This is a genomic window from Dyadobacter sp. CY356 (assembly GCF_021440195.1).
In the GTDB taxonomy this organism is placed as follows: Bacteria; Bacteroidota; Bacteroidia; order Cytophagales; family Spirosomataceae; genus Dyadobacter.
In genome coordinates, this window is record NZ_JAJTSZ010000012.1 from 13,290 (window position 1) to 39,740 (window position 26,451).

The 26,451-nt window shown below is 39.9% G+C and carries 23 protein-coding genes; 12 read left to right on the forward strand and 11 right to left on the reverse strand.

The annotated features are described in order from the left end of the window. Positions 1-199: 199 nt before the first annotated feature. From LXL81_RS27145 to LXL81_RS27155, 3 genes are all read left to right on the forward strand, one after another. Entirely contained in the window at positions 200-1,288 is a 1,089-nt protein-coding gene (locus LXL81_RS27145) for a hypothetical protein (protein ID WP_234650866.1), read from the forward strand. 17 nt (positions 1,289-1,305) lie between these two features. Further along, complete coding sequence (locus LXL81_RS27150) at positions 1,306-2,154, forward strand: TIGR01459 family HAD-type hydrolase (RefSeq protein WP_234650869.1); 849 nt, start codon at positions 1,306-1,308, stop codon at positions 2,152-2,154. 150 nt (positions 2,155-2,304) lie between these two features. After that, positions 2,305-2,646 carry a Uma2 family endonuclease gene (locus LXL81_RS27155; RefSeq protein ID WP_234650870.1) on the forward strand — a complete coding sequence of 114 codons (342 nt, stop codon included), beginning with the start codon at positions 2,305-2,307 and terminating at the stop codon, positions 2,644-2,646. 2 nt (positions 2,647-2,648) lie between these two features. On the opposite strand, the gene LXL81_RS27160 is transcribed toward LXL81_RS27155, so the two are convergent. After that, positions 2,649-3,647 (reverse strand): N-acetylmuramoyl-L-alanine amidase, encoded by a 999-nt coding sequence (locus tag LXL81_RS27160; protein WP_234650873.1) that lies wholly within the window; start codon positions 3,645-3,647, stop codon positions 2,649-2,651. Between the two features lie 245 nt (positions 3,648-3,892). On the opposite strand from LXL81_RS27160, the gene LXL81_RS27165 reads away from it, so the two are divergent. Both LXL81_RS27165 and LXL81_RS27170 read left to right on the forward strand, forming a co-directional pair. Beyond that, positions 3,893-5,434, forward strand: coding sequence for a YifB family Mg chelatase-like AAA ATPase (locus tag LXL81_RS27165; RefSeq protein WP_234650875.1), 1,542 nt, complete (start codon positions 3,893-3,895; stop codon positions 5,432-5,434). A 51-nt stretch (positions 5,435-5,485) separates the two neighbouring features. After that, positions 5,486-6,133, forward strand: coding sequence for a Uma2 family endonuclease (locus tag LXL81_RS27170; protein WP_234650877.1), 648 nt, complete (start codon positions 5,486-5,488; stop codon positions 6,131-6,133). Between the two features lie 614 nt (positions 6,134-6,747). Here the strand turns inward: LXL81_RS27170 and LXL81_RS27175 are convergent. The 4 genes from LXL81_RS27175 to LXL81_RS27190 form a co-directional block, all read right to left on the reverse strand. Then, complete coding sequence (locus tag LXL81_RS27175) at positions 6,748-7,779, reverse strand: DUF6438 domain-containing protein (RefSeq protein WP_234650879.1); 1,032 nt, start codon at positions 7,777-7,779, stop codon at positions 6,748-6,750. 236 nt (positions 7,780-8,015) lie between these two features. Then, a complete protein-coding gene (locus LXL81_RS27180; RefSeq protein WP_409013980.1) occupies positions 8,016-8,801 on the reverse strand; it encodes a hypothetical protein in 786 nt (261 codons plus the stop codon). A 187-nt stretch (positions 8,802-8,988) separates the two neighbouring features. After that, a complete protein-coding gene (locus tag LXL81_RS27185; protein WP_234650883.1) occupies positions 8,989-9,813 on the reverse strand; it encodes an enoyl-ACP reductase in 825 nt (274 codons plus the stop codon). 119 nt (positions 9,814-9,932) lie between these two features. Beyond that, the gene (locus LXL81_RS27190) at positions 9,933-10,946 is read right to left on the reverse strand and encodes a carboxylesterase (RefSeq protein ID WP_234650885.1); all 1,014 of its coding nucleotides are present in this window, start codon (positions 10,944-10,946) and stop codon (positions 9,933-9,935) included. 153 nt (positions 10,947-11,099) lie between these two features. Here LXL81_RS27190 and LXL81_RS27195 point away from each other — a divergent pair, with 153 nt between their 5' ends. The 5 genes from LXL81_RS27195 (at position 11,100) to LXL81_RS27215 (ending at position 16,450) form a co-directional block, all read left to right on the forward strand. Next, positions 11,100-11,792, forward strand: a complete 693-nt coding sequence (locus tag LXL81_RS27195) for a response regulator transcription factor (protein ID WP_234650887.1) — start codon at positions 11,100-11,102, stop codon at positions 11,790-11,792. Between the two features lie 126 nt (positions 11,793-11,918). Then, positions 11,919-12,899 (forward strand): porphobilinogen synthase, encoded by a 981-nt coding sequence (gene hemB, locus LXL81_RS27200; RefSeq protein ID WP_234650888.1) that lies wholly within the window; start codon positions 11,919-11,921, stop codon positions 12,897-12,899. A 150-nt stretch (positions 12,900-13,049) separates the two neighbouring features. Next, positions 13,050-13,442 carry a GxxExxY protein gene (locus LXL81_RS27205; protein WP_234650890.1) on the forward strand — a complete coding sequence of 131 codons (393 nt, stop codon included), beginning with the start codon at positions 13,050-13,052 and terminating at the stop codon, positions 13,440-13,442. Between the two features lie 226 nt (positions 13,443-13,668). Next, positions 13,669-15,198: a M28 family peptidase gene (locus LXL81_RS27210; RefSeq protein WP_234650892.1), complete on the forward strand. Its 1,530-nt coding sequence runs from the start codon at positions 13,669-13,671 to the stop codon at positions 15,196-15,198. 106 nt (positions 15,199-15,304) lie between these two features. Next, a complete protein-coding gene (locus tag LXL81_RS27215; protein ID WP_234650895.1) occupies positions 15,305-16,450 on the forward strand; it encodes an ATP-binding protein in 1,146 nt (381 codons plus the stop codon). Between the two features lie 59 nt (positions 16,451-16,509). On the opposite strand, the gene LXL81_RS27220 is transcribed toward LXL81_RS27215, so the two are convergent. From LXL81_RS27220 to LXL81_RS27240, 5 genes are all read right to left on the reverse strand, one after another. Further along, positions 16,510-18,693, reverse strand: a complete 2,184-nt coding sequence (locus LXL81_RS27220; RefSeq protein ID WP_234650896.1) for a S9 family peptidase — start codon at positions 18,691-18,693, stop codon at positions 16,510-16,512. Between the two features lie 159 nt (positions 18,694-18,852). Further along, entirely contained in the window at positions 18,853-19,038 is a 186-nt protein-coding gene (locus tag LXL81_RS27225; RefSeq protein WP_234650898.1) for an Arc family DNA-binding protein, read from the reverse strand. 1 nt (position 19,039) lies between these two features. Next, entirely contained in the window at positions 19,040-19,903 is an 864-nt protein-coding gene (locus LXL81_RS27230; protein WP_234650900.1) for an SPFH domain-containing protein, read from the reverse strand. A gap of 121 nt (positions 19,904-20,024) precedes the next feature. Next, positions 20,025-21,497, reverse strand: coding sequence for an energy transducer TonB (locus tag LXL81_RS27235; RefSeq protein WP_234650902.1), 1,473 nt, complete (start codon positions 21,495-21,497; stop codon positions 20,025-20,027). Between the two features lie 45 nt (positions 21,498-21,542). After that, positions 21,543-22,994: an energy transducer TonB gene (locus tag LXL81_RS27240; protein WP_234650904.1), complete on the reverse strand. Its 1,452-nt coding sequence runs from the start codon at positions 22,992-22,994 to the stop codon at positions 21,543-21,545. A 178-nt stretch (positions 22,995-23,172) separates the two neighbouring features. On the opposite strand from LXL81_RS27240, the gene LXL81_RS27245 reads away from it, so the two are divergent. Both LXL81_RS27245 and LXL81_RS27250 read left to right on the forward strand, forming a co-directional pair. Then, complete coding sequence (locus LXL81_RS27245) at positions 23,173-24,045, forward strand: UDP-2,3-diacylglucosamine diphosphatase (protein WP_234650906.1); 873 nt, start codon at positions 23,173-23,175, stop codon at positions 24,043-24,045. Between the two features lie 8 nt (positions 24,046-24,053). Beyond that, the gene (locus LXL81_RS27250) at positions 24,054-25,178 is read left to right on the forward strand and encodes a glycosyltransferase family protein (RefSeq protein WP_234650907.1); all 1,125 of its coding nucleotides are present in this window, start codon (positions 24,054-24,056) and stop codon (positions 25,176-25,178) included. Positions 25,179-25,184: 6 nt separating this feature from the next. Here LXL81_RS27250 and LXL81_RS27255 read toward each other — a convergent pair whose 3' ends face one another. Then, the gene (locus tag LXL81_RS27255) at positions 25,185-26,417 is read right to left on the reverse strand and encodes an LVIVD repeat-containing protein (protein WP_234650908.1); all 1,233 of its coding nucleotides are present in this window, start codon (positions 26,415-26,417) and stop codon (positions 25,185-25,187) included. Positions 26,418-26,451 lie beyond the last annotated feature (34 nt).

Consider the following 26,451-nt stretch of genomic DNA (forward strand, 5'->3'; position numbering starts at 1 on the left):
TTAAATTCTATGTTAAAGAAGTAACACAGAATTTCAATTCTTATTTCTGCTGAATATCAATATTTTAACGATTTCCGATGTTTGCTACTCATAGTGACAAACATACATCGTATCAGTGAAGTTGTTAACTTTGTAACACTTTATCACTAAAAAGTACCCGATTCTATCAAGAATCTAACTAAAAATATTAAGTAAGTTCATGCGTATAAAAAACTATCCGGCCATTATTGAAAAAGCGTGGGCGGGATTTGATGATTCTATTTCCATTAAGTTGGTTGAAGATATAAGTGCGAAAGTTTCTACCAATCACGTTTTCCGGGTGACGCTGGACAACGATGATACCGTTATTGCCAAACTTTCCTATTTTGGAAAATATGAACATTTCAAGGAAGACCACCGGATCATTCAGGCGGCTTCCAATAATTTGCTTTATCCTTTTGAAAATGTTCTGGCAAAATCACTTCTGAAAAATAACCAGGTTTATACCTATCGTTATCAGGAAGATTTTCTGGATACCTGGGTCGTTTTTTACAATCCGATCCGCGCGATGCACCGTATGCCAAAGAGGCTGGATGAGGACCATATCCGGAAACTTGGCCGGGAGATGGCTAAATTTCACCTTGCATGCCTTCGTGTGGGGAAATCACTTCCAAAATCTTCGAAAAAATTAAGAACTGATATATATCATTTGCTGGATATCCTGGATACCGAAGCTGGCCAGTATGAACACCGGATGCATGTTGATTTTCTTAAAGATCAGTGCGAAACCTTTTTGAAAAATATCAATAAACTCGGTGTTATTAACTTTGATATGATGCCGGTTTTTGTTGACTGGAATATTGGAAATTTCTCAGTTACCGACGATCAGCATTTGTTTTCACGCTGGGATTATGACTGGTTCCGGGTATCTTCCCGGATTCTGGATTTCTACTTTTTCAGCAGGGTTGTTTCCAATGTTGGCGACCGTACTGTGTTTAGTTATCTGATCACGCCGCTGATGGAAGACCGTTTTATGATTTTCCTGGAAGAGTACCATAAAGTGTATCCGCTTTCAGAAAACGAGGTGCGGTTTATGAAGGAAGCTTACCGGTTTTTTATACTGAATTATGTAATAAAATATGGAAAATACTTTTTTCATAGAACTTACTCCACCAAATTGCAGCGAGAAGCCTACGAGCTTTATTTTCCTTCAATTGATACTTTTGATCCTGAAAAAATCCTAAATCATCTGGGTATTAAGTCAGAACCAAAATTGAGCAGGAAAAAACAGATACTAGATAAACAGTAAACCTTGACACCAAATTCATGATTTTAGACAACTTCAAATCCGTGCTTTCAAAGTACGAAGTCATATTTTTCGATGCATTTGGTGTTCTTAAAACTTACAACGGGCTGATTCCGGGAATCGAAAATACATTTGCTTACCTGAAAGAAACCGGAAAAGACTTTTACGTTGTTACAAACGACGCGTCCAGAAGTCCGGAGCAACTGGCCCAGTCGTATGTCAAACTGGGAATAGATGATGTCACGCCAGACCGTATTATTTCATCCGGCATGCTAGCCCGTGAATACCTGGACCTGAAAGTTAGAAATGGATATGTAGCTTATCTGGGAACAGAGAATTCTGCTCATTATATCGGTACCGCAGATATTAAAACGTTATCCATCAAGGAGGTAGATTTGAATGATATTTCAGATGTAAATGCCCTGGTATTTTTGGATGATGAAGGATTCGACTGGAATACTGATCTAACAAAAACGCTTAATTTATTACGCAAACGCAATATTCCTGTCATTGTAGCCAATACGGATAAAACATATCCGGCCTCTAAAACACGACTTTCAATTGCGGTTGGTGCTTTGGCAAAAATGATTGAGGATACCATTGGCAGACAATTTATCCGCTTTGGAAAACCAGATCCGCAAATGTTCATTTTCGCCTATCAGCATATCAAAAACTATCCTAATGTGAGCAAAAGAGATATTCTCATGGTAGGAGATACTTTACATACCGATATTTTGGGGGGAAATAAATTTGGACTGGATACTGCGCTGGTACTCACAGGTAATACCCAGGCGATTGATGCAGAAGTGCGCATCAGAAGCACCGGAATAATCCCGACTTATATTTGCGTATCGGCGGTGGTGGAATAAATTGATTATGAGACATTAGTGTTGAAATTAATGGATTTATATACTGATGAAAGTGGAACGAGTTTAGAGAAAAGCTTTTCCCTAAACATTTCACGTGTCAGATTTTGTATATGTCTATTGCTTTCAAAATATGACGCCAAATTTGACGTTATGCCGGAACTTGAACTTGAATTATCCGGCGGACGTGCAAAACCTGATATTTCAATTTTTCAAAATCTGGTTTTCAATTGGGAAGAGGATATAATCCGTTATACCGAATCTCCAATCACAGCCATTGAAATCCTTTCTCCAACGCAAGCTTACGATGCCTTAACGGGAAAAATCAGGAAAATATATTTCCCAAGTGGTGTGAAATCCGCCTGGATTCTGATGCCTTCTGTTAAAGCCGTTCAATTATTTCTGCCTGACAACTCCGTTCAGTATTTCACAGATACAATTTTTACAGATCCGGTTACTGACATTAAGCTTGATTTGAAGAAGGTATTTAAATAAAACTATTTCTTAACCGAGAATTTGACATAAAATTCTGTTACCCGTTTTTCCTCTTCTCCGGCTTCTTTTTCCTTACCCAACAATCTTAACAATAGCACTCTGTTTGCGTGACAATCCGCCGCTACGTAAGAATCCGGAAAAGAACGTGCCGAGCGGGTAAACAGATCATATGCCTGTCGAATGGATGTCGTGTCCGTATTTTTCATTAATGCCTGCCCATCCAAAAAATCCTGGTGCCAGCGACGGGCAATGTCATTCATACGCGCGGCTTCCTCGAAAACCAAAAAAGGCGGAACAGTAACCAATGAATTTTTGGCAATTATTTTTGGAATCGGTTTACTAAAAAAGACTTCCAACGCTTCTGTATAGGCAGCCGCTTCTTTACGGTTATACTCCTCCTGCTTCAATTTCTGCTCCTCTTCGGGATTTGAGAAAAATGCAGCTTCTGCTAAAACGCCCGGAATTCCATATGTTCCCCTTAAAACCTGGGCTCCTGCTTTTGGAAAAATACTGAAATCAGAAGCTACTGAAACCGGACTATTCCCGTTGAATAAACTTTTCGTAATGGTCGTGGCCAGTTCTTTTCCCAAAGCAACTCCGGCAAGATTTTCACTCGAATTTCCGTGAAAATAAATGATCGGGAAATCAACTTTGGAATCGGCAGTAGCATTATGATGAATGGAAACAAAAAGATCTGCCTTGTTATCAACCGCGATTCTGGCACGTCGCCATAATGCGATGGTATCGTCGGTCGTCCTTGTCATCAATACCTTTGCACCTTTCTCTTCCAGCATTTTCTGCAAAAGTTTGGCTACACGTAAGTTGATCCATTCTTCGCGTTCACCACCCGGGCCAACGCGGTAGCTGTCTGTGAGTGCCGTCCCGCCATGCCCTGCATCAACACAAATGATCTTGCCGGAAAGGGAACCGGATTTTTTTTGAGAAAAGACATTTTCTCCGGCGAAGAGAAAAAGAAACACTGCGATTAAATACTTGGTCATGGGAATAGGAGTGATTAAATAAAAAACCTGCGTAAGGATATAATTTCAATTTTTAAATTTAATGTTTATTCAGCCACAAAGACGATTTGTGTGACGTTTTTGTAGCGTTTTAATCAAATTACGAATATCAACATTTTACGTCCCGCTTATCTTGATCAGCATATACAAGGTTATCACAAATCCTGTTAATTTTGGAAAGGATTTGTCTGCTGAATTCCACACACTATCAAATCAAAACCAGTATTATGCTTGCAAAAACTTTCGGAAGTGCGGTTTATGGCGTCAATGCCAAAATGATTACCATTGAAGTGCAGGTTGGACAAGGAATGCATTTTCATATTGTCGGGCTTGCAGACAGTGCGGTCAAAGAAAGTGAGCATCGGGTTGAAGCTTCTTTAAAATACTGCAATTATAAAATGCCAAGGCAAAAAGTAATTGTCAACATGGCACCTGCCGACATTCGAAAGGAAGGCTCTGCCTACGATCTTCCCATCGCACTTTGTATTTTACAATCTTCCGAACAGATTTCTTCGGTTCACAACCTGGAAGATTATGTCATCATGGGCGAATTATCTCTTGATGGAAAGTTGCGGCCTATAAAAGGGGTATTACCGATAGCGATAGAGGTTAGAAAACAAGGTTTCAAAGGATTTGTTTTACCGGCTGAAAATGCACGGGAAGCAGCAATTGTTAATAATATTGACGTGATTCCGGTTGAAACACTAGAAGATGCGATCGCATTTTTCGAAGGCAAAAGTTCGATTGAGCCGCTTTTTGTTGATACCCGGGATCTTTTCTTCACTACACAAAATGAATATGATGCAGACTTTGAACATGTTCAGGGTCAGGAAAATATAAAACGCGCTTTGGAAATTGCAGCGGCTGGCGGGCATAATGCTATTATGATCGGGCCTCCGGGTGCAGGAAAAACCATGCTGGCCAAGCGTATTCCAAGCATACTTCCTCCGCTTAGCTTACCCGAAGCACTCGAAACAACAAAAATTCATTCCGTGGCTGGCAAGTTAGGAACGCACATGGGGCTGGTTTCCCGCCGGCCATATCGTGCACCGCATCACAGTATCAGCGATGCAGCTTTGGTAGGAGGTGGCAGTTTTCCTCAGCCGGGAGAAATTTCACTGGCGCATAATGGAATTCTTTTTTTAGATGAACTGCCTGAATTTAAAAGAACGGTACTGGAAGTAATGCGGCAGCCTTTGGAAGAAAGAAAAGTAAGCATTTCAAGGGCAAAAATGACGGTAGAATTCCCGGCAAACTTTATGCTGATCGCCAGTATGAATCCTTGTCCGTGCGGTTATTATAATCATCCTGATAAAGAATGCGTTTGTGGGCCAGGTGTAGTTCAAAAATATTTAAACAAAATCAGTGGACCACTATTAGACCGGATTGATCTGCACGTAGAAGTAACGCCTGTGACTTTCGACCAGATCGCTTCGACACGTAAATCTGAAAGCAGCGCACAAATCCGGGAGCGGGTTATCAAAGCGCGGGAAAGACAAACAGAACGCTTTAAGGATAACAAAGAGATTTATTCAAACGCGATGATGCCTCCGGAAATGGTAAAGAAAATCTGTACGATTGAAACCGCCGGAACTGCACTTTTACGCACCGCCATGGACAGGCTCGGATTGTCCGCACGGGCTTATGACAGGATCCTTAAAGTATCGCGCACAATTGCAGATTTGGCTGGAAGTGATGATATCCGGGTAGAACATCTGGCTGAGGCCATTCAGTACCGGAGTCTGGATCGGGAGAATTGGGCTGGGTGATAAGTTGTTAAATCTTCATAACAGTGGTGTTTAATAGATATCTAATTCATTATGAATAACGCCATTCTTACCAGGATAATGAATCAACCTGATGCACACCTTTTGCTTCAAAAAGTTGAGGCTATACTTCATGAAGAAGAAGAGAGACGACAATTATTTTACAAAGAAATTAAAGAAGGTGAGAAAATAGAATTCATCAATGGAGAAATTGTTGTTCATTCTCCTGTCACTAAAAGACAAAATGTAGCAAGCGGTCTTCTTTATAGACTATTAAGTATTTATTCAGGCAAGAATAATCTTGGTTTTGTCGGTATTGAAAAAATAATGATAACACTCACCAGAAATGATTACGAACCGGATATCTGTTTTTTCAAAAGAGAAAAGTCGTCAGGTTTTACCGAAAACCAAACACTTTTTCCAGCTCCTGATCTCGTTATAGAAATCCTGTCAGACTCAACGGAAGTACGAGACCGGGGTGTAAAATTTAAAGATTATCAATCCCACAAAATCGAGGAGTATTGGATTATTGACCCTGAAAATCAGACATTGGAACAATATCATCTCAAAGAAAATAGCTACGATCTTATTCTAAAATCCTCACAGGGAAATTTTGCAAGTTTTGTAATTGAAGGCTTCCAAATTCCGATTTTGTCGATTTTTGATGAGGCTGAGAATTTGAGGACGGTTCTGGGTTTTTAGCATTGCAGAATATGAGATCTATGTTCTGTTTCAAAATATTGACAAGTACGGGTATACTCACTAACCTTTTATGTCAACATATTTATGAAACATAAAGCCAAAGGATGCACTTAGTATACAATACCATATAACAACTGGAATAGATTCAGGAATAGTTAATACAACCAGAACAGGTACAAGTGCACTTACAATAATTGACCTTGTTATTGATTTTGGAAAAGTGAAGGAGATACAAATGTTAATAATTATCCAGGAGAAGTAAGCAACTATCCAGTACCAGAAAGCGAAGAATAAACGAATTTCAATCGTTTCAAAAATTGAATTTAAGGTTAAAACGACTGACCCATGATCTCTATTCAAGTATATGGGTATCCAGGATCCTGTGATATCCAGAAGAATAAAAAGTATTGATAAAAGAATAAGATTCCGCATATTATTCGATTTAAAGATAGATAGTAAGTCGTTTCTAAGCGTATTGTATCAAGTTGTCACTAATGAATGAGATAATATTTATTTCTCATAATCCTCCTTAGCGGAAAATCTGACCAATAGGCCATTCCGTTGCAAGAAATTATATCCAAGATCGACAGTTAAATACTTGCCGTCCTTCAATTTCATCTTATAATAACGACCATCTGTCGTCGTTTTAATCGATCCTTGCTCGCCAAATGCCTGCAAAGTGTATTTTTCGAAGAAAATCTTATTGACAGGAATTGCTTTTGTAACAGATCCGCCAGATAAAAACCCTCTGATTGAGCGAGTCTGATGAGCTTTTCGTCTTTTTCAAATGAAAAAATTTTTCGAATATAAAAATTGGTATTATCGGATAAACTTTTAAGTATCAGCTTTTGATCCAGAAAAATTACCGGTAAGTATGCCCAATACAATTCCGACGGGGACTGACTGCCGTAATCACTAATCGTTTTGTAGATTCTTCCATTTTGAATTAGTGAAATTGTTATTTCATTGTCATCTGTCCAACTCGCTGCATATTTATCTTTTAACTTGTTCAAATCAGTTTTTCTGAATCTTTTTTCTATCTCATCAAATTCGCTTAAAGTTATGCTGGAAGAAAAAACTCCCTCTCTTTGCCTGAATCCTTCATTGTTAAAAATAACTTTCTCATCTCTGGATATGATCACATCATTTATCGGGCAACTCCCAAGGCATCCCGAAGAAGAAACTATTATTTTATCAAACGGCACTTTGGGAGCCAATTCATAATGGCTTCTTTCATAAATTGCATTTACAGAATCGTTTAAAACAAGCTTTAAAGTCTTATCATCAAGCTTTAAAATTTGGTAAGACCTCCAAATTTTATATGCCAAATCAAAAATCTCCAGGTGGTTATTTTCAAGACGAAACTTCGTTTTAGTACCTAAAAATTGAGTATAATTTCGATTCAATCGATTGAAATAGCCCAGTTTATCTTCACAAATGCCGTCTTTACTAAATACATATCCAGATTTAAATCCGGCCTTGATGGGTGGAGCTGTTGTTGAATGGATTTTTTCATGATGTAGCAGTTCTTCACTAACAAATGTCCACTCGCCAATAATAAGTTGATTTTGTTTCTGGTTTTCTGCTGATTTACAAGGTAAAGTCACTACATAAATCGTCCATAATAAATAATTTACCAGTGCCATTGTACTCTCACATCAGTTTGTGTTTTTACTAATTTCACTTTTTCCACTTAACAAACGCAAACAAATCCCAGGCAAAATAAACAGCCAATAATCGCCCTGAATTTAAAATGCAGAGGAATTGTGTCGCTAGAAGCATTATATAAGTAGCTTAAATATACGCATTTTTAGCATAACCAAAAAAATTATTTGGTTATGCCAAAATCAAAATTCCTGAAGAATCAACAGATTAAAAATTGCTATAATTCATCCACACTAACCCCGCCCAACTCCTGGAAAAGCGTTTGCCAGTAATGCGTTACATGCGGATTATTTTCTTTGGAGGAAGCTGTGGCCTCGAAAGGAGAAACGATGGTAACCTGAGGCGAACCGATCGCATATTGTTCCAGTTTTTTTACATCTGATTTTGCCTCATCTTCGGCTTGCGCGTCAGAAACCGGGGGCTGTTTGTGGAAATCGCGGCGGTCTGCGCCTTTTACGCTTTCTATCATATCGCTGAAATAGTATACGCTTACCTGCGCGCCGCTTTCTCCCGCCTTGGCAATTACAGGTAAACTTGCCCAGATATCTGTCGACTGATTGGAAGATCCTGTGTTTTGCTGATTAAGTTTTAATAATAATTGTCTCAAATAAATACTTTTTTCCCTTTGCAGTGAAAGTTGAAAAGCTGTTTCAATCGCTTCACGATCTGTTGCGTTTGCGCTTTCATTTACCTCCTTTTCGCTACGAATTGTCAGTGATAGTGCCCGCGCTTTGGATGTATTTTCATGAATAAAGTAAACTTCAAGTTTATCGCCCTTATTTTTCATGTTATTTTCCATGATATCAGTCAGCGTCTGACGATACTTTTCATTAACATATGCTTTATTCACATTTACGCTTTGTGTTTTGTCTAAAAATACCAAAGTGTAAATTGGCGTATCCGCGGTTTTTGCTGTCGTTTTATCTTTTTCGCCTCCGCATGAAGTAAGAAAAAGCGCAATTCCTGAAAGAAGAATATATTTTATTTTAATCGAACGGTGCATAATACAGCTGATTAGTGGGGAATTCATGGCATTGGATTTACAGCACGAAACTACTCAGTTCGTCATAACCATACAACGCCAAACGGGACAGACGGTTTAATTATTTTATCAATACACAAAAATCCCTCCAGAACTGATCGTTCAGGAGGGATTTTTACATTTCCATAAAAAACAAACCTTGTCTTTTTTAAGCTTTGTTTTGATTCTGAATCATTTGAACCAGTTCTTCTGAAATTCCGGTTGATGAATATCCGCCGTCATGGAAAAGATTTTGCATCGTTACCATACGTGTAAGATCAGAGAAAAGAGAGATTGTATAGTTGGCACAATCGTCTGCCGTAGCATTTCCAAGCGGACTCATTTTTTCTGCAAATTCATAAAATGCATCAAATCCACCGATTCCTGAACCTGCTGTTGTTTTAGTAGGCGACTGAGAAATTGTATTTACACGTACATTTTTAGCTTTTCCATAACGGTATCCGAAACTGCGGGCAATACTTTCTAACATTGCTTTTGCTTCCGCCATATCGGTATAGAAAGGATAGGTACGCTGTGCAGCAATGTATGACAAAGCAACCACAGAACCCCATTCGTTAATGGCATCCAGTTTTTCGGCAACCTGTAAGAATTTGTGCAGAGAAAGTGACGATACGTCAAGACTTTTCAGGTAATAATCATAGTTAAGGTCACCATATGGTTTTCCTTTACGAATGTTTGCGCTCATGCCGATCGAGTGCAATACAAAATCAACTTTTCCGCCCAATACGTCCATCGACTGGGTATATAGCTTTTCAATATCTTCAACAGAAGTGGCATCCGCAGGAATAATTTGCGCATCACAAACTCTGGCCAATTCATTGATTGCGCCCATACGCATAGCGATCGGTGCGTTTGTCAATGTGAATATAGCTCCCTCTTCTTTTGCTTTCAGCGCAACTTTCCAGGCAATTGAATTTTCGTCCAACGCGCCGGATATTATTCCTCTTTTTCCTTTTAATAAACCGTATGCCATGATTTCCTTTATTGTTAATTACGAGTTAACGCCCTTTTTGGCCGACAAAGTAACAAAATTTTGATTGCTTAAACCACATTCTTTTATATTCGAAAATAACTGGTTATTTGATGACAAGGTTATTTCTGAGCGGTTTCTACTGGTTTTAGTCCAAGCTTTTCTTCTAAAAACTGTTCCGTGGCTTTATAAACACCTTCGACATCTTTTGAGCGGAGGTAAGATCCAATCACATGGTCGCCACTGTTGGGAAATGCTTTTTCCACTTTCAGATTAGCCGGCGTTCCCAGTTTTGAAAACATTTCCAGCATGGCTTTTACCGAAACAACTTTATCCTGCTCTTCTTCATTCTTATAATAATAAGCAAGGAAAACCGGCACCTTCACCTTTTCATAAACTTCTGGTTTAGCCACCGCATTGATGGTTTCCTGCAATGTGAGCAGGCCATTGGTATGATAACTTTGCAGCCAGAAATTGGCCCTTTCAGGAATGGTATCCGAAGATTTTCTCCTCTCGCCCATAATGCCGTGCAAAATTTGTTTTCCCCAGGGCCCGGTGATCAATTTTATAGCAGGCGAGGCAACAGCCATACACGGCGAATAAAGTACAATCCCTTTCAGATCCGGATTTGTTGAAGCCAGATAAACCGTTAACAGGCCTCCCGCGGAAGTTCCAACAACAATAACACTATCACCAATTGCTTTTCCAATAGCCAAAGCACGTTTTGCACCAGCAATAAAATTATCCGGCGTAAGGTCGTCAAAAGCATTTGAGTCGCTGATACCGGCATCATGCATCCGGGCAAGGTATAAGTTGGCACCATAACGTTTGGCCAGATCTCTGTGAATCGGCTCGCCTTCTGCCCAGCTCGCGCCAAAACCATGAATATAAACGATACTATATTTTGTCTTTTCTTTTTTCGAACTATCTGCCCAGACAATACGCGCCTGGTTGTCTCTTTTCATATCCTTCACGGCTGCCTCAGATTTGTTAATTTCCGCTTCAAGTTCCGGCAGATTTTGCGATACAATCGGAAGCTTAGGGTCTGGTATTGCAGGAGTTACTTTCGGTCCAACGAAATATACAATGGTAAGTACCGCAAACACGGCGACGATCCACACAATAATTTTTAACATATATTATGATTTTTGAAGGTTTCTTTGCTCCGAAAGTTCGTTAGTTTTATGCTGCATTCCAATTGTAACCATACTGCAACATTTCAATGTGCAAAGCAGTATTTAAGTAGCAAGTGAAAGTAGAATCATTTCTAATCATATAGCCAGGAAAAAATGCCCAACCTCTTACTCGTTGAAGACGACACCAATTTAGGAGAATTACTTCAGGAATATCTTATCGACAAAGGTTATCCGACAGATCTTGCTACGGATGGACAAAAAGGCTGGCAATGTTTTGTGGACAACCAGTATGACCTTTGCATTTTTGACGTGATGATGCCGAAAAAGGACGGGTTTTCGTTGGCAAAAGAAGTCAGGATGACAGGCCGTGATGTCCCGATTATTTTCCTGACGGCTAAATCGATGAAGGAAGACACCATGCAGGGATTTCGGTCGGGTGCGGATGATTATGTAACCAAACCTTTTGACAGAGAAGAACTTATACTCAGAATTGATGCCATTTTAAGAAGGTATAGAAAACAATCCGACTTGCCGGAAGAAGAAAAGAGTACTGTTTTTCAAATTGGGAATTACACATTTGACTACAACCACCATCAACTTATTATTGACGAAAAGGGAAGCCGGCTTACCAGCAAAGAGTCGGAGCTACTTAAACTATTTTGTGAAAATCTAAATCAACCCATCAGCCGCAGTTTTGCTTTAAAGACCATCTGGGGAGACGATTCTTATTTTAATGCCAGAAGTATGGATGTTTATATTACCAAACTTCGTAAACATTTTAAAGAGGACGCCTCTATCCAGATTATGAATTTGCATGGGGAAGGTTTTAAATTGATGGTAGGATAGAAGACATAATAATCACAAAATCTATCTCCGTGAAACTCAATTTATTTCTCTGTGGTTCTCTGTGTAACAAGTTTATTCATTCATTAAGCTGACAGCCGACAGCCGAAAGCTGATCGCCATAATAAAATGATCTATTTAAACCGTCGCCCAAGACGTAACAGAAAATCCTCGGCTATCCGGGATTTGGTACAGGAAACTACACTTTCAGTTTCGGATTTTATTTTCCCCATGTTTATTCAGGAAGGCACAAACCAGAAAGTTGAGATCAAATCAATGCCTGGAATTTACCGCTTTTCTCTGGATACGATACTTGAAGAATTGAAGGAAGTGACGGATCTTGGAATTCGCGCGATTGACCTTTTCCCGAATTATCATGAGGATAAAAAGGACAAATACGCGTCTGAAAGTTATAAAGAAGACACTTTTTATCTGAAAGCCATTACAGCCATTAAGGAAAAATTTCCTGATCTGGTGATCATGACAGACATTGCCATGGATCCATACAGTTCCGACGGGCACGACGGGCTGGTTGAAAACGGTGAAATCGTCAACGACTCGACGATTGAAATCCTGGCCAAAATGGGTATTGCACAAGCAAAAGCAGGTGCGGACATTCTGGGTCCAAGTGATATGATGGATGGCCGGATTGGATATTTACGCGATACCATCGATCGGGAAGGTTTCACGAACGTGAGCATTATGTCTTATTCGGCTAAATACGCGAGTGCATTTTATGGTCCGTTCCGCGATGCTCTCGAATCTGCGCCAAAATTTGGTGACAAAAAAACCTACCAGATGAACCCGGCCAATAGCCGTGAAGCCTTGCTTGAAGCACAGCTTGATTTTGCAGAAGGAGCGGATATGCTGATGGTTAAGCCCGCCTTATCCTATCTGGATATTATCACCAAACTGGATCAGAATTTTGATATTCCAATTGCCGCTTACAACGTATCAGGGGAATATGCCATGCTAAAAGCTGCTGCGCAAAATGGCTGGCTGGACGGTGACCGCGCAATGATGGAGGTGCTAATGAGTATCCGTCGCGCCGGTGCGAAGTGTATCCTGACTTATTTTGCGAAGGAAGCGGCGGTCATACTAGGATCTTGATTTTAGGATTTTTTGATTTTATGGATTGAAATTTCGTATTATTTGATAGTCTTTTATCTGAATTCAATTACTTGTAAATGATTGTTACGTCTTATAAATGTAGCCTTACTAATGCTTTAAGGTGTATTTATGAGATTTAATATTTGTTTAATGGATTTGGATCAAATTACTTATAAAATTATTGGTGCCTCGATGAAGGTACACAATACGTTGGGAAATGGTTTTCAAGAGGTAATTTATCAACGTTGCTTGGCTATTGAACTAGGACGTTTAGATATAGAATTCGTAAGAGAACAAGACCAGACTATATTTTACGAAGGTATTCGCGTTGGAACCCGAAGGGCCGATTTTGTGGTCGAAAATAAGGTAATTATTGAATTGAAAGCAGTGATGAACTTAGAAGATGCTCATCTCGCACAAGCCAAGAATTATCTCATTGCTTACAATTTTGATATAGGACTACTAATTAACTTTGGATCCACGAGTTTGCAGTACAAAAAAGTATTTTACTCAATTAAAAAACCTGTTAAAAGACAAAACTAATAGGATTACATCCCAAAGAGGCTTTCTTAAAAAAGTGAGCCTCTTTTTTTAATTTAAACTACTCAAAATCGTAATTATGTTATTGCTCATAACTTCGACAAAAATTACCTACTACCTTTGGTTAAAAGGTTAACAGTTAATGCCAATCAAAAAAATAAAAAGAGGAATTAACAAAATTACTTTTTTACCAATCCTCTTAATCTTAAAATCCTTAAATCAAGATCCGATGAGAAAATTACCTCTACTTCTTATTTCAACCTGCTTTTTAGTCAATTATCAGGCATTCTCTCAAAAGAAAACCGCTCTTCCCCCCGAATTCTCCATCAAAAAATCAGACACAGAAGCACATATGCGGTTTTTAGCCGCCGATGAACTTTTAGGTCGCCGGACTGGCGAACAGGGAAATCTGGTTGCTGCAAGATATATAGCAGAGCAATTCAGAAAATTGGGCCTTATTCCTGTTCCGGGAAATACGACATCCGGTACGTCAACCTATTATCAAAATGTTCCCTTTGAAAAAATGGGCGCAAATGGTGGCGGAGAAATCCTTGCCGGCGAAGAAAAGCTGAAAAATGGGGAGGACTGGATTTTAATGAACGGCGAAGCAACCGATATTACAGCTCCCTTGGTTTATGCTAGTTTCGGTTTAGAAAATGCTGCCAAAGGGTGGGATGATTATAAAGATCTGGATGTAAAAGGAAAAATAGTTTTGCTGCAAAGCGGAACGCCTGATGTACAAACGCCATCTGAAATCATCGCTTCTTCTACCGAAAAAAGAAAACTGGCGGCTGAGAAAGGAGCTGTTGCCGTTATAGAATTATTCAATGCACCGATGCCCTGGAATATGGTCAATCGCTATTTTGCAGGTGAAAGAATTGCTTTGGCTGATGCAAAAGATGGCTCTAAAAAATCAATTCCGCATGCCTGGGTGAATGGAAAAGAAGCAAAAATAACTCGTGCATTACGTGCAGTCCAGACGGTAACATTTAAAACCAGCGGCAGAAAAAGCCAATTGGTGAACAGCTATAATGTTGCAGGATATATTCAGGGAACCGACCCTGCGCTGAAAAGTGAATACATTCTTCTTTCCGCCCATTATGATCATGTGGGTGTAGGAAAACAAGGCGGACAAGCTTACACACCAGAAGATAGTATTTTCAACGGCGCACGCGACAATGCTTTCGGGACTGTGGCTTTACTTACAGCAGCAGAAGCCCTGGCAAAAAATCCGCCGAAACGTTCTGTTTTGATTGTTGCTCTGACTGCCGAAGAAGTTGGTTTGTTAGGAGGTCGATATTATGCTGCGCATCCATTATTGCCACTGAACAAGTGTATTTTTAATCTTAACTCAGACGGAGCAGGATATAATGATACGACCATCGTCTCTGTGATGGGTTTAAGCCGTACCGGTGCTAAAACCGAAATTGAAACTGCCAGTAAAGCTTTCGGATTAGGTGTGTTCGCTGATCCGTCTCCGGAACAGGGTTTATTTGACCGCTCAGATAACGTAAGTTTTGCAAAAGAAGGAATTCCTGCGCCAACATTTACACCCGGTTTCAAAGAATTTAATGGTGATATCATGAAAAATTATCACCAGGTTTCTGACAATCCTGAAACTGTTGACTTCAATTACTTATTGAAATTTTGCCAGGCTTATACCTACACTGCTCGATTAATTGCAGACCGAAAAACAGCTCCTCAATGGATTTCGGGTGACAAATATGAAGCAGCAGCAAAAAAACTTTATTCGAAGTAATAGGAAAATTACAATTTGCTCAATGTATTGAGTAAATTTACTCAATACATTGAGCAAATTGTGAAGCATGTACGAACGATCTCATTTAAAACTACTTACAGAAAGAATGAATGAACCACGAAGGTTTATTCAGGTCTTGATGGGACCACGTCAGGTTGGAAAAACTACCGTTATTTCGCAATTACTTCAACATAATGATGTTCATTCTCACTTCGTCTCAGCTGATTCTGTACTAATTTCTGATGCTTTCTGGCTTGAACAGCAGTGGGAAATTGCACGTTTAAAAATAAAACCATCTCCTAAAAAGGAATTTCTTTTGATCATTGATGAAATTCAAAAGATTGGTAACTGGAGTGAGAAAGTCAAGCTGTTATGGGACGCCGATACACGTGAACAAAGAAATATCAAAGTTATTCTTCTTGGGTCATCCCGACTTCTCTTACAACAGGGTTTAACTGAATCTCTGGCTGGCAGATTTGAAACCATCTACATGGGACATTGGTCTTATGAGGAAATGCACACGGCCTTTCATTGGTCCACAGATCAATATGCCTGGTTTGGAGGATATCCAGGTTCAGCAGAATTAATAGACGATGAAAAGCGTTGGAAGTCCTATGTTACAAATTCGCTGATTGAAACCAGTATTAACCGCGATATCCTCATGTTGTCCCGGGTTGCCAAACCGGCATTGATGAAAGTGCTGTTTGAATTGGGCTGCCATTATTCCGGTCAGATTTTGTCATTCACAAAAATCATGGGACAATTGCAGGATGCCGGAAATACAACAACCCTTTCTCATTATCTCAACCTGCTTGATACAGCCGGATTATTGGCCGGGTTTGAAAAATATGCAGCTGACATTATCAGAAAAAAATCTTCCAGCCCAAAATTTCAGGTTCATAATACTGCGTTGATCAGTGCTCAAAGAGCAGAAAACTTTTTACAGATCAAGTCTGACCCTACCGAATGGGGACGTATTGTTGAATCTGCTGTCGGCACCCATTTGTTAAACAATTCCCTTTCCGAAAATTACAAGGTATATTATTGGCGCGACAGAGATCAGGAGGTAGATTTTGTAGTTGAATATAAAAATCAGATTGTCGGTATTGAAGTTAAAAGTGGGGCAAAACAATCCTCTTCCGGAATGGCTGCTTTTCAAAAACAATTTCAACCAAAAAAGATTTATCTGATAGGAGACACCGGATTGCCCTGGCAGGAATTTCTAAGAATAAACCCTATAGAACTATTTTAATACGAAAAGCCCGACGATGGACGCCGGGCTTTTCGTATTAAATCTCATAGCATAACGTATCATCGCGCACCCGGAGGGCAATTCTTTTTCAAATAATCAGTGAACAATGTTCTTAAATGAAGCGATGTTCCTTCACCTTCAAAAATCCCGTGTGAACGGTTTGGATAAGGCATAAACTGGAACACTTTGTTGTATTTTATCAATTCATTTACCAACATTTCTGCATTTTGGTAATGCACGTTATCGTCACCTGTTCCATGAATATACAGCAGGTTTCCTTCCAGATTTTTAGCGTTTGTGATCGGTGATCCTTTTACAAAATCTTCCAGATTTTCCTGAGGAATACCCATATAGCGCTCCTGATAAATGTTATCATAAGTCAGCTGATTTCCCACTGCCGCTACCGCAATTCCGGTTTTGAAAACCTTCGGATATTTAAACAAAAGATTTAAAGTAGAAGAACCTCCACCGCTCCATCCATGTACTGCAACACGGCTTGTATCTATAAAAGCATATTGTTTGAACATGGAAATTGCTGCCCCGGCGATATCGTTGATGTTAATTGTACCAATGTTCCGGTAAATTGATTTTCTCCACGCACTTCCTTTTGGCGAAGGTGTTCCACGGTTATCCACAGAGGCATAGATATATCCATCCTTAGCCATACTTCCCGTGTAAAGACGGTTTCTGCCCGTGCCGTAGCTGTCGTGAACGGTGCTTGATGCTGGCTCGCCATAGACCATAAATACGATCGGATATTTTTTGGCAGGATCAAAATTGTCCGGTTTCACCATCCATCCGTCCACCTCAACATTTTCAGCAGTTTTGATTTTGAAGAATTCAATATTCATAGCCGCCGGGCGGATCCGCATCATTTTCTCACTGATCGAATTATTTGGATCCACTGCTTTATGATCCGGCAACGTGATCCACTCCATCATGGAAGGCAGGTGCGCGTTTGAAAAACTATGCGTCGCGTATTTTGCCAAAGGCGAAATTTCGTAACTATGCGTTCCTGCCTGATCTGTTGGCGATAAACGCTGTGGTTCACCTTTTCCATCCAGGGAAGCACGGTACAGATATTCCTGAGTCGCATTATCCGGTGATGCTGTGAAATAATAAGCGTTATTTTTTTCGTCGATCAAAACAGGCGTGATCACATCATACTTTCCGGAGGTGATCAAAGTTTCCTTTTTCCCATCACGGCTTACTCGATACGAATGTCTCCAGCCATCTTTTTCACTTACCCACACAAATTCCTTTCCGCCAGCAATCCAGTCCCAGCCTTCGTTTCCGTCTGCCCACCGACTTTTGATATCGATCCATGCTTTGTCGGTTTCTGTGAAAAATGGTTTTGAAACGCCATCTTTTGTATTGATATAAAACAAAGTGCTGACATTTTGCTTCCGGTTCAATTGCTGAATAACCAGCTCATTGGCGCTTCCAGCCCATTCCATGCGTGGCACGTAGGTATTTTGCGGGTCACCCGGAATGTTCATCCATTTTGTTTTGGCAGTAACCACATCCACCACACCGATTTTGTAAGGTGACGGCGTTTGTCCAACTTTCGGATACTCAACAGGAATGGTATAAGAATAGATTGAATCCGTTGTATTGATCATCAGGAAGTTGCGGATCTTACGTGCATCAAGCTGCCAGTATGCGATTGTCTTGCTATCCGGGCTCCATCGGAATCCGTCACGGCAATCGAATTCTTCTTCGTAAACCCAGTCAAACGTTCCGTTAATTACGCGATCCGTTCCATCCAGCGTGACTTGTTTGATGACACCAGTTGCAAGATCTTCTGAATAGATATTGTGTTTGCTGACGTAAGCCACTTTTTTTCCGTCAGGAGAAAATTTTGCAAACATCAGTGATGATTCCGGACGGCCTTTTCCCAGTTGTTTCAGGTTGTTAGTCGCCAGATCCAAAACCCAGTAGTCGCCGCGGGTATCTCTTCTCCAGACTCTTTTTGAATTGGTATAGATCAAAACTTTCGTACCGGCGTCATTGAAAGTATAACTGCGTACCGATAAGTTTTTGTCCGAGCCTTTTGGTGTCAGTTGCTGTTTTGAAACAAGCGTTCTTGGCTCGTTGCCAGGAAGTTTAATTTCAAAAATTTCACCTTCTGCCACATCTCTGTAACCGCTGCCATCGGGCAACCATTGAAAACTGGCAGGGATTTGTGCAAATAAAGGGGAGGAAATAATTACAAAGACTAGTGCTTTGATCAAATGCTTCATTTGTGAATAGATATAAATAAATATTATACGAACAATTGCTAATGCAATTTTAACACTTTGCTTTGCAATTTCCGACGCGCTGATCATAATACAATAATAATAAGCGAGTTTTGGTAAATTGTTTTGCCAAAACCCGCTTATTTCAATACTGATTACCAGTCAATTCTCCGACTCAAAATCTGATTTCGTATCTTTTCCACGTGAACGCTTTTGTTTTTTTAAAGCATCACTGAGCAGATATTCGATCTGTCCGTTCAGACTTCTAAAATCCTGCTGCGCCCACGCTTCCAGTTCTTTCAGCATTTCAGGATTAATCCGTAAAACGAACGCTTTTTTTTCTGCCATATCAAGGATACAAAGTTCCGGCGTTCAATACGGGTGTCACTGATTTTTCACCACATAAAACGACTAATAAATTACAAACCATCGCCGCTTTTCGTTCTTCATCCAGGTTTACAATTCCTTTTTCCGAAAGCATTGCCAAAGCCATATCCACCATACCAACGGCACCATTCACGATTTGACGGCGCGCAGCCACAACCGCAGACGCCTGCTGACGCTGCAACATAGCTCCGGCAATTTCCGGCGCATAAGCCAGGTGACTAATACGTGCCTCGAGAACATCCACTCCAGCCCTACTCAGCCGCTCAGTCAGCTCAGCTTCAAGCATTTCGTTGATTTTTCCACTTCCGTCCCGCAAGGTGAATTCCGGAATTTCTACTTCTTCCGCTTCCATGGTATCGTAAGCATATACGCCGGCCAAATGACGCACCGCAGCTTCGGACTGGATCTCCACATATTTGGTGTAGTCATCCACTTCAAAAGAAGCTTTGGCAGTATCACCTACGCGCCACACGACAACGGCCGCGATTTCAATCGGGTTACCAAGTTTGTCGTTGACTTTTAATTTCTGACCATTCAGGTTTCTGGCACGCAGACTGATTTTTTTTCTGCGGAACAAAGGGTTTACCCAGCGCAAACCGCTTTGTTTCATTGTTCCCATGTAATCCCCAAAAAATGTGGTTACCACAGCTTCATTCGGGTTAATGACAGTTAATCCAATCAGAATAATAAATCCAATGATCGAAACGAGAATACCAAAATTAGGACGCCCTTCAACGACCGAAAAAATGATACCTCCAAATAACATGATCAAACCAATCGCAAATAGCAAAAAGCCTGACATCGAGCGTAATTCTTTTTCATTCATAGCTTTATTGTGATATTAAAATGATATCACAATGTTATCAAATGAAAATCATATTTCAATATAAATTGTTACAAAAAAATCCCAAAGCGTTTGATTGGCTTTGGGATTGGATGAGTGGTTATTAGTATAATCCAAAAATAATAGGCAACGCATACTTGACTCTTACCTTCCTTCCGCGCTGTATACCTGGCATCCACTGACCATTCATACCTCTGATTACCCGAAGTGCTTCTTCATCCAGACTGGGATATAAGCCTTTTTCCACTTTTACATCTTCAACAGATCCATCAACACCCACAACAAATGAAGTATAAACTTTTCCCTGAACACCGAGTTTGGCAGCATCTTTGGGATATTTTGTATTCCTTCCTAAATATTTATACATCTCTGAAAATCCTCCTGAAAACTGAGGCTGAGCTTCGACTTCCGTATATTCATATTTCTTGCCATCAGCAAAAGATGTTCCTTTAATTAAGATTCCATCTTCATAATTTTCCTCAAAGTAAAGGGCTCCTTTCTTTGTGTTTTCCGTCCCTGTATCCAGGTTATTGCCGTTTTTCCATATACCTTGTTTATGACCATTTTTGACTGCTCCACAACCATCAATGCCTTGCACAGTATAAGTTTCAGAGGGAAAACACACATATCCATTTCCATTAATAACTTGTTGATCGCCATTACGCTCCCGAACATCTGTAATCACATAAATAAATGGGTTTTTGTATACCGGTGGGATAAGGACGATAGTTGCCAATTGCCCGTTATTGTGCCAACCTGTTACTTCTACCATTTCATTTTGAGAAGCCCTTAATTCTTTAAGTAATCCATTGAGATAGTAATAGTTCCTGATCGGATTTTTTTTAGAAGCAAATTGCTGAAGAGATAATAAACTACCATTCTGTTGTAACACAGCAATTTGTTTCCAGATTGTCTCTTTTTCCTGAAGGGAAATATTAATGCGAATAGCTTTTACAGAATCTACTATTCGAGATTCATAGATTTTCTCCCAAAATTCTTCTTTTTCTACCTTAACAATTGATACGTCCTTCCATTCATCGCCATTTTTCTCCTGGTATACAACATTTCCATTCACAATCCCAAATACATCAACAGGAATTCGTCTTCGATATTTAGATTTCTCAATATTATAACTCTCTGACCTGTTTTTATCGAAATAAGTTAGTAGGGCTTTTTGGTCTGGGTCATAATCCATTCTCAGCTCCGTTTTAAACCCTACCGGAATTGTAACGGCTTGACGAACCGGAACAGCTTTAAGCAAAGCAGGCTTCCAAGCTTTAAAAAGATTTATTACACGCATAGCCTCTGCATTGCATAAACTGTCAACTCCTTTTAAAATCTTCAAATCAGAAGTACTTCCGTCTACTTCAACTGTTGCAGTAATTAAAACTTCCTGATCACTGGACTTTGAAGCCAGGGTAAGAGGGACTCGAAGATTGGCAGCAATAAAAAGATCAAAAATTTCTTTTCCGCCGACTGGCTCAGCTGCTTTATCAACCTCCGTACTTTGATAAATTTGTGCAAAGGAGTTTATTGTCAAGGAAATAAATAGAAGGGGGAGAATTATTACTTTCATTTATACTTAAATTAATTTAGGATTTACAGTGAACTCAAATAGAACTTATTGCAGTGCAAAATTTACCGGCAAATTATACTTCACCCGAACTTTTTGCCCGCGTATTTCACCTGGCTTCCACCTTCCGCTCATTCTTTTGACAACCCGAAGTGCTTCATGATCAATATCATCACGAACCCCTTTTATGAGCTTGTAATCGCATAAACTTCCATCTTCACAAACCACAAAAGAAATAAAGACTTTGCCTGAAATCCCCTTTTTAGCAGCATCCGGCGGGTAATTGATATTGTTTGAAAGAAATTGGTAAAACTCTTTAATACCACCCTCAAACTGCGGCTGTACAGCACTTTCTTTGTAAACAACCTTTTCCCCGTTCACAAACGAGGCGCCTTCTTTTAACTTTCCAACATCATATATTTCATTGTAATAAAGTGTGCTGTCAGCAAGTTTACCGATCCACTTTCCATTTTTTAAACCATCAACGACTTGTCCTTCTTCGATCAATAATTTTTGGCTTCCTTCATATACAGAAGTCACATTTTTCCACCAGCCATTCCCGTTTTTGACCATTTGCCTGCCATCGTAGGTCCAGGCGCTCAGGATTTTCCCTTCCTTGTATTGCGCCACATTTGCTTTCGGATTTTCACTGATGTTTTTCAGCTGTCCATTGTTAAAATAAGCCAGGCGGATGCTGCTGCTGTCCGAAAATGTTTCCATTTCTTTAAGCATTCCGGTCAGATAGAAAGATTTTTTAAGTGCCATTTTGCCAATAGAAAAGTACTCTATATGAGACAAAAGTTTACCATTCATCTGAAATGTGAGAAAGGGTATATAACTCGTTTCGTAATTATTTTCGGCCGACAACTGGTAGGCCTTTACTGAGTCAACTCCTGCTTCTCCATTTACACGATACCAGAGCTCTTTCCTTACAAAAGGAATTGTGGATACCTTTTTCCATTTCCCTCCCGTTAATTCTTCATAAATGATATCGCCTTTTACGATCCCACGCTCGTCAAGCGGCATAATACTCCTGTAATGATATTGAGCAGGATCATTGACTACGCTAAATTTATCGTTGTAATAATGGATAAAACTCCATCTTGTACTATCAAAATTTTCCAGCGGAGCAGCATCAAAAGTCAAATGGTAAACCGCCGTTTGCCGAACTTTTTCATTCTTCAAAACTGCCGGTTTCCAGGCTTTGTAAAGGCTCATCACACGTATTGCCTCTTGGTTGCAAAGTGAATCAATACCCTTTATGATCTCCAATCCCGACATGGTTCCGTCCGGCTCCACAACACCTTTGACAAAAACTTTTCCTTTAACACCTTTAATCGAAGATTGAAAAGGTATTTGAAGATTGGAAGCAATAAATTGATTAAGCAGACCAGCCCCACCAGAAGGAGTGGCAGGTATTTCTACATCGCTTGACTGGTAAACTGTCTGGCTAAGGGCTTGATAGCCAGTTAAAACAAAAATCAAAAGTAGTATTTTCATCGGTCAGGTGAGTTTGCTGCATTCAAATATAGAGAATCCTTTATTTACCATTATTATACTTAGAAGTATTATTATTTATATTCTACACCAGATTTGTAGAACTAGTTTATCTTGAATCTTAATCAACTGATAACCTGTAAGTAACATCCAGGTAACATGAAATGAGAATATTTGTAACATGGGAGAAACAACTCATTTTAGAACGATTATTATTTCTGACTTACACCTCGGAGCAGGTGGTTCCAAGGCAGAAGAAGTTACCAATTTCCTGAAAAGCTATTCATGCAAAAAGCTTATCCTGAATGGTGATATTATTGATGCCTGGCAGCTGAAAAAATATGGTGTCTGGAAACGGAAGCACACTATGTTTTTCAAAAGGGTTTTGAAAATGATCGAGGAAAACAAAACCAAGGTGATCTACATCCGTGGAAATCATGATGACTTTCTGGATCAGATCATTCCGCTGCGTCTGGGGAAACATTTCCAGATCAGAAAAGATTATATCCTTAACTCTTCTGAAAAACGGTTTTATGTTACGCATGGCGATGTTTTCGACTCCATTACAACAAACTTGAAATGGCTTGCTTACCTGGGCGATATCGGTTATACGTTTTTGCTTTGGGTAAACAAATTTTATAATAAATACCGCGCCTGGAGAGGATTACCTTATTTTTCTCTTTCGCAAAAAATAAAACAGTCGGTAAAACTGGCGGTGAACTACATGTCGGATTTTGAAGAAAAACTGACAGAACTTGCCCGCTCACGTGATTGCGATGGTGTGATCTGCGGACATATCCATCATCCGGCCATCCGTGATATCAATGGAATTACTTATATGAATTCGGGCGACTGGGTGGAAACATTAAGTGCACTGGTTGAAGATTTTGAAGGAAACTGGAATCTTATTTATTACAATCAGCAGCATTATGATGAAAAACCTGCCGAAGAAAAAGTGGTCAAAACATCCCGGATCGATACTTTCCCGACCGTCGACAAGCAGGTTGCTTTCACCGGGATTGTTTTAGGCGATGATAAAAGACGAATGATCTGATACGGCATATGAAGATTTTGTTTTTGGTTCAGGGTGAAGGAAGGGGACACTTAACGCAGGCGATATCCATGAGCCAGATCCTTCGCGGAGCTGGTCATGACATTGTTGGCGCAATGGTTGGCAGTGCGGTAGGGCGGCTCATTCCTTCCTTTTTTGAAGAACAAATTCATTCTTCTATATATTATTTCAATGCACCCAGCATCGTTTACAACGGTGGCGGCATGAATGTAAAACGGACTTTGCTAAGTCTGGTTACGCATCTTCCGCAATACATCAAAAGCTTACGCTATATACACCAGACGATCCGCGACATTCAGCCGGATCTGATCATAAGTTTTTACGAGACATACAGCGGCCTATACAATGTCTTGTACGGTACTAAAATACCGATGATCTGTGTCGCGCATCAATATTTAATTCTCCATCCTGATTTTACTTCTCCCAAAAACAGCGGCATCAGCCGCATACTGATCAATCTTAATTCCAAAGCTGCTTCCTGGAAAGCAAGTCAAAGGCTCGCTTTGTCGTTCCGGGAAATGGAATCACTGCCTGATGAAAAACTGATTGTGGTGCCACCACTTTTGAGACAAGAAGTCCGGGATCTGTATCCTTTGAAAGAAGATTTTTTCCTGGTGTACATGACCCATCATAGTTTGAGCGAGCAAATTATAGCATGGCACCAAAAACATCCGGAGATACGTCTGCAATGCTTTTGGGACAAGGCAGACGTTCCGGATGAACATAAAATTGATGAAACGCTCACATTTCACAGGATCAACAGCCAGAAGTATCTATCCATGCTGGCCAGCTGCCGTGCGCTGGTGACCACGGCCGGATTCGAATCCGTTTGTGAGGCCATGTATCTTGGGAAACCTGTGATGATGGTTCCGGTTCCCAACCATTATGAGCAGGAATGTAATGCGCTGGACGGCGTTATTTCCGGCGCCGGTGTAACTTCAAAAAGCTTCAATCTTTCTGTATTGCTGGATTATCTACCACATCACATCGACCAGTCCGAAAAATTCAGAAACTGGTATCATAGAGGCGAGGCTATGTTTATTAAAAATGTTGAGGTTTTTGATAAAAATCCGTCTGCTCCAAAGCCAGCTCTTGCAGTCCAAACTAAAAGTTAAGTAATACTAGCTCTTTTTGAAAGGGATTTTGCTAAGCAGGCGAAGGTTTCTGGGATCCGTTGCATCCAGCTGATAAATTCCGTCGGTTGCAGTGATGATTACTTTTTTTCCTGAAATAAAGACATCGTTTGCTTGAATATCTTTTTCATAGGAAAGCAAATGCTGATCGATTGTGGCGGTATCACTTACGTCGAAAACCTTAAATCCTTTAACGCCTTCACATATAAATAAAATAGGAAAATCCACACTCAGTGCGCGAGGGCCGTCCATTGCATATTTTTTAATAAAACGTGGTGCGCTGATATTGCTGATATCAAAAAGTCTGAGCTCATTTTCACCTCCACAAATAAGACCATTTCGTCGCGCGATGTATGCAATATTATTTTGTATGGCAATTTTATCGCATGCAGTTACAGAGTCAAATCGGGAAACAAATTTGGGCTCCAAAGGATTTGAACTGTCGTAAATAGCCAGGTCATAAGCTTTCCCGATAAACAATTTATTTTGATAGGAAGAAAAGGCAAAATTTGCCTGATTTAAGACAATTGAAGAAACAGGTTTCAGATTGACCGGATTATCCAAATTGAAAATTTCAAGAAGATCAATTGAGGAACTATACATGTATTTGTCCTGAATAGAGAATCTGGGTGGCGTTTTTGCATGTGTTAATGCCTCAGGACTAGCTCTGTCAATATATACATATGGTTCCGGTTCAACCGTATTATTTTCACAATCAACAGATACCGTTTCCGTAATTGTATCCTTTTTGTATTCATTAAAAAACAGTCCGCCGTACTCAACCGACCACCAGATTCCATTGAACCAGCCGAACTTATACAGCTCATTTGAGCGGCCAATTTCTTTGACATTACCAGGATCCGTTATATCCAAAGAAATCAAATCACAATAACTGTCTGCATAAAGTATATTTCCATTGACTGTAAAATCTCCATTTCCCGGAATTTGAATAAATGAAACAGGAATTGGATTTGCAGGATCACTATTATCTATCAAATGAATACCTTCTTTTATTTCAGTGACAAACAGATATTTCCCATTTATAATAACTTTCCCAGGATCCTTTATATCCCGGGCTGGCAGGGACTTAACACTATTACGGATTTCAGAAAACGGATGTGCCACCGGCACGTCGCGTATGACCATCCTGGTTTCGGTACATTGATCTTTACAAGACCAGAATCCGCCAATCAGCAGCATTAACAGTACTATATTTTTCAAGACGTTGAGTATATAAGAAAATATGACTTCTTTA

What these genes read in the sequence shown, in the direction of transcription:
- LXL81_RS27245 (WP_234650906.1), top strand. Translation starts at nt 23,173, where the DNA reads ATGGGAGAAACAACTCATTTTAGAACGATTATTATTTCTGACTTACAC.
- LXL81_RS27180 (WP_409013980.1), bottom strand. Translation starts at nt 8,801, where the DNA reads ATGCACCGTTCGATTAAAATAAAATATATTCTTCTTTCAGGAATTGCG.
- LXL81_RS27190 (WP_234650885.1), bottom strand. Translation starts at nt 10,946, where the DNA reads ATGTTAAAAATTATTGTGTGGATCGTCGCCGTGTTTGCGGTACTTACC.
- LXL81_RS27205 (WP_234650890.1), top strand. Translation starts at nt 13,050, where the DNA reads ATGGATTTGGATCAAATTACTTATAAAATTATTGGTGCCTCGATGAAG.
- LXL81_RS27145 (WP_234650866.1), top strand. Translation starts at nt 200, where the DNA reads ATGCGTATAAAAAACTATCCGGCCATTATTGAAAAAGCGTGGGCGGGA.
- LXL81_RS27225 (WP_234650898.1), bottom strand. Translation starts at nt 19,038, where the DNA reads ATGGCAGAAAAAAAAGCGTTCGTTTTACGGATTAATCCTGAAATGCTG.
- LXL81_RS27215 (WP_234650895.1), top strand. Translation starts at nt 15,305, where the DNA reads ATGAATGAACCACGAAGGTTTATTCAGGTCTTGATGGGACCACGTCAG.
- LXL81_RS27250 (WP_234650907.1), top strand. Translation starts at nt 24,054, where the DNA reads ATGAAGATTTTGTTTTTGGTTCAGGGTGAAGGAAGGGGACACTTAACG.
- LXL81_RS27195 (WP_234650887.1), top strand. Translation starts at nt 11,100, where the DNA reads ATGCCCAACCTCTTACTCGTTGAAGACGACACCAATTTAGGAGAATTA.
- LXL81_RS27150 (WP_234650869.1), top strand. Translation starts at nt 1,306, where the DNA reads ATGATTTTAGACAACTTCAAATCCGTGCTTTCAAAGTACGAAGTCATA.
- LXL81_RS27210 (WP_234650892.1), top strand. Translation starts at nt 13,669, where the DNA reads ATGAGAAAATTACCTCTACTTCTTATTTCAACCTGCTTTTTAGTCAAT.
- LXL81_RS27220 (WP_234650896.1), bottom strand. Translation starts at nt 18,693, where the DNA reads ATGAAGCATTTGATCAAAGCACTAGTCTTTGTAATTATTTCCTCCCCT.
- LXL81_RS27240 (WP_234650904.1), bottom strand. Translation starts at nt 22,994, where the DNA reads ATGAAAATACTACTTTTGATTTTTGTTTTAACTGGCTATCAAGCCCTT.
- LXL81_RS27160 (WP_234650873.1), bottom strand. Translation starts at nt 3,647, where the DNA reads ATGACCAAGTATTTAATCGCAGTGTTTCTTTTTCTCTTCGCCGGAGAA.
- LXL81_RS27235 (WP_234650902.1), bottom strand. Translation starts at nt 21,497, where the DNA reads ATGAAAGTAATAATTCTCCCCCTTCTATTTATTTCCTTGACAATAAAC.
- LXL81_RS27165 (WP_234650875.1), top strand. Translation starts at nt 3,893, where the DNA reads ATGCTTGCAAAAACTTTCGGAAGTGCGGTTTATGGCGTCAATGCCAAA.
- hemB (WP_234650888.1), top strand. Translation starts at nt 11,919, where the DNA reads ATGATCTATTTAAACCGTCGCCCAAGACGTAACAGAAAATCCTCGGCT.
- LXL81_RS27170 (WP_234650877.1), top strand. Translation starts at nt 5,486, where the DNA reads ATGAATAACGCCATTCTTACCAGGATAATGAATCAACCTGATGCACAC.
- LXL81_RS27230 (WP_234650900.1), bottom strand. Translation starts at nt 19,903, where the DNA reads ATGAATGAAAAAGAATTACGCTCGATGTCAGGCTTTTTGCTATTTGCG.
- LXL81_RS27155 (WP_234650870.1), top strand. Translation starts at nt 2,305, where the DNA reads ATGCCGGAACTTGAACTTGAATTATCCGGCGGACGTGCAAAACCTGAT.
- LXL81_RS27185 (WP_234650883.1), bottom strand. Translation starts at nt 9,813, where the DNA reads ATGGCATACGGTTTATTAAAAGGAAAAAGAGGAATAATATCCGGCGCG.
- LXL81_RS27175 (WP_234650879.1), bottom strand. Translation starts at nt 7,779, where the DNA reads ATGGCACTGGTAAATTATTTATTATGGACGATTTATGTAGTGACTTTA.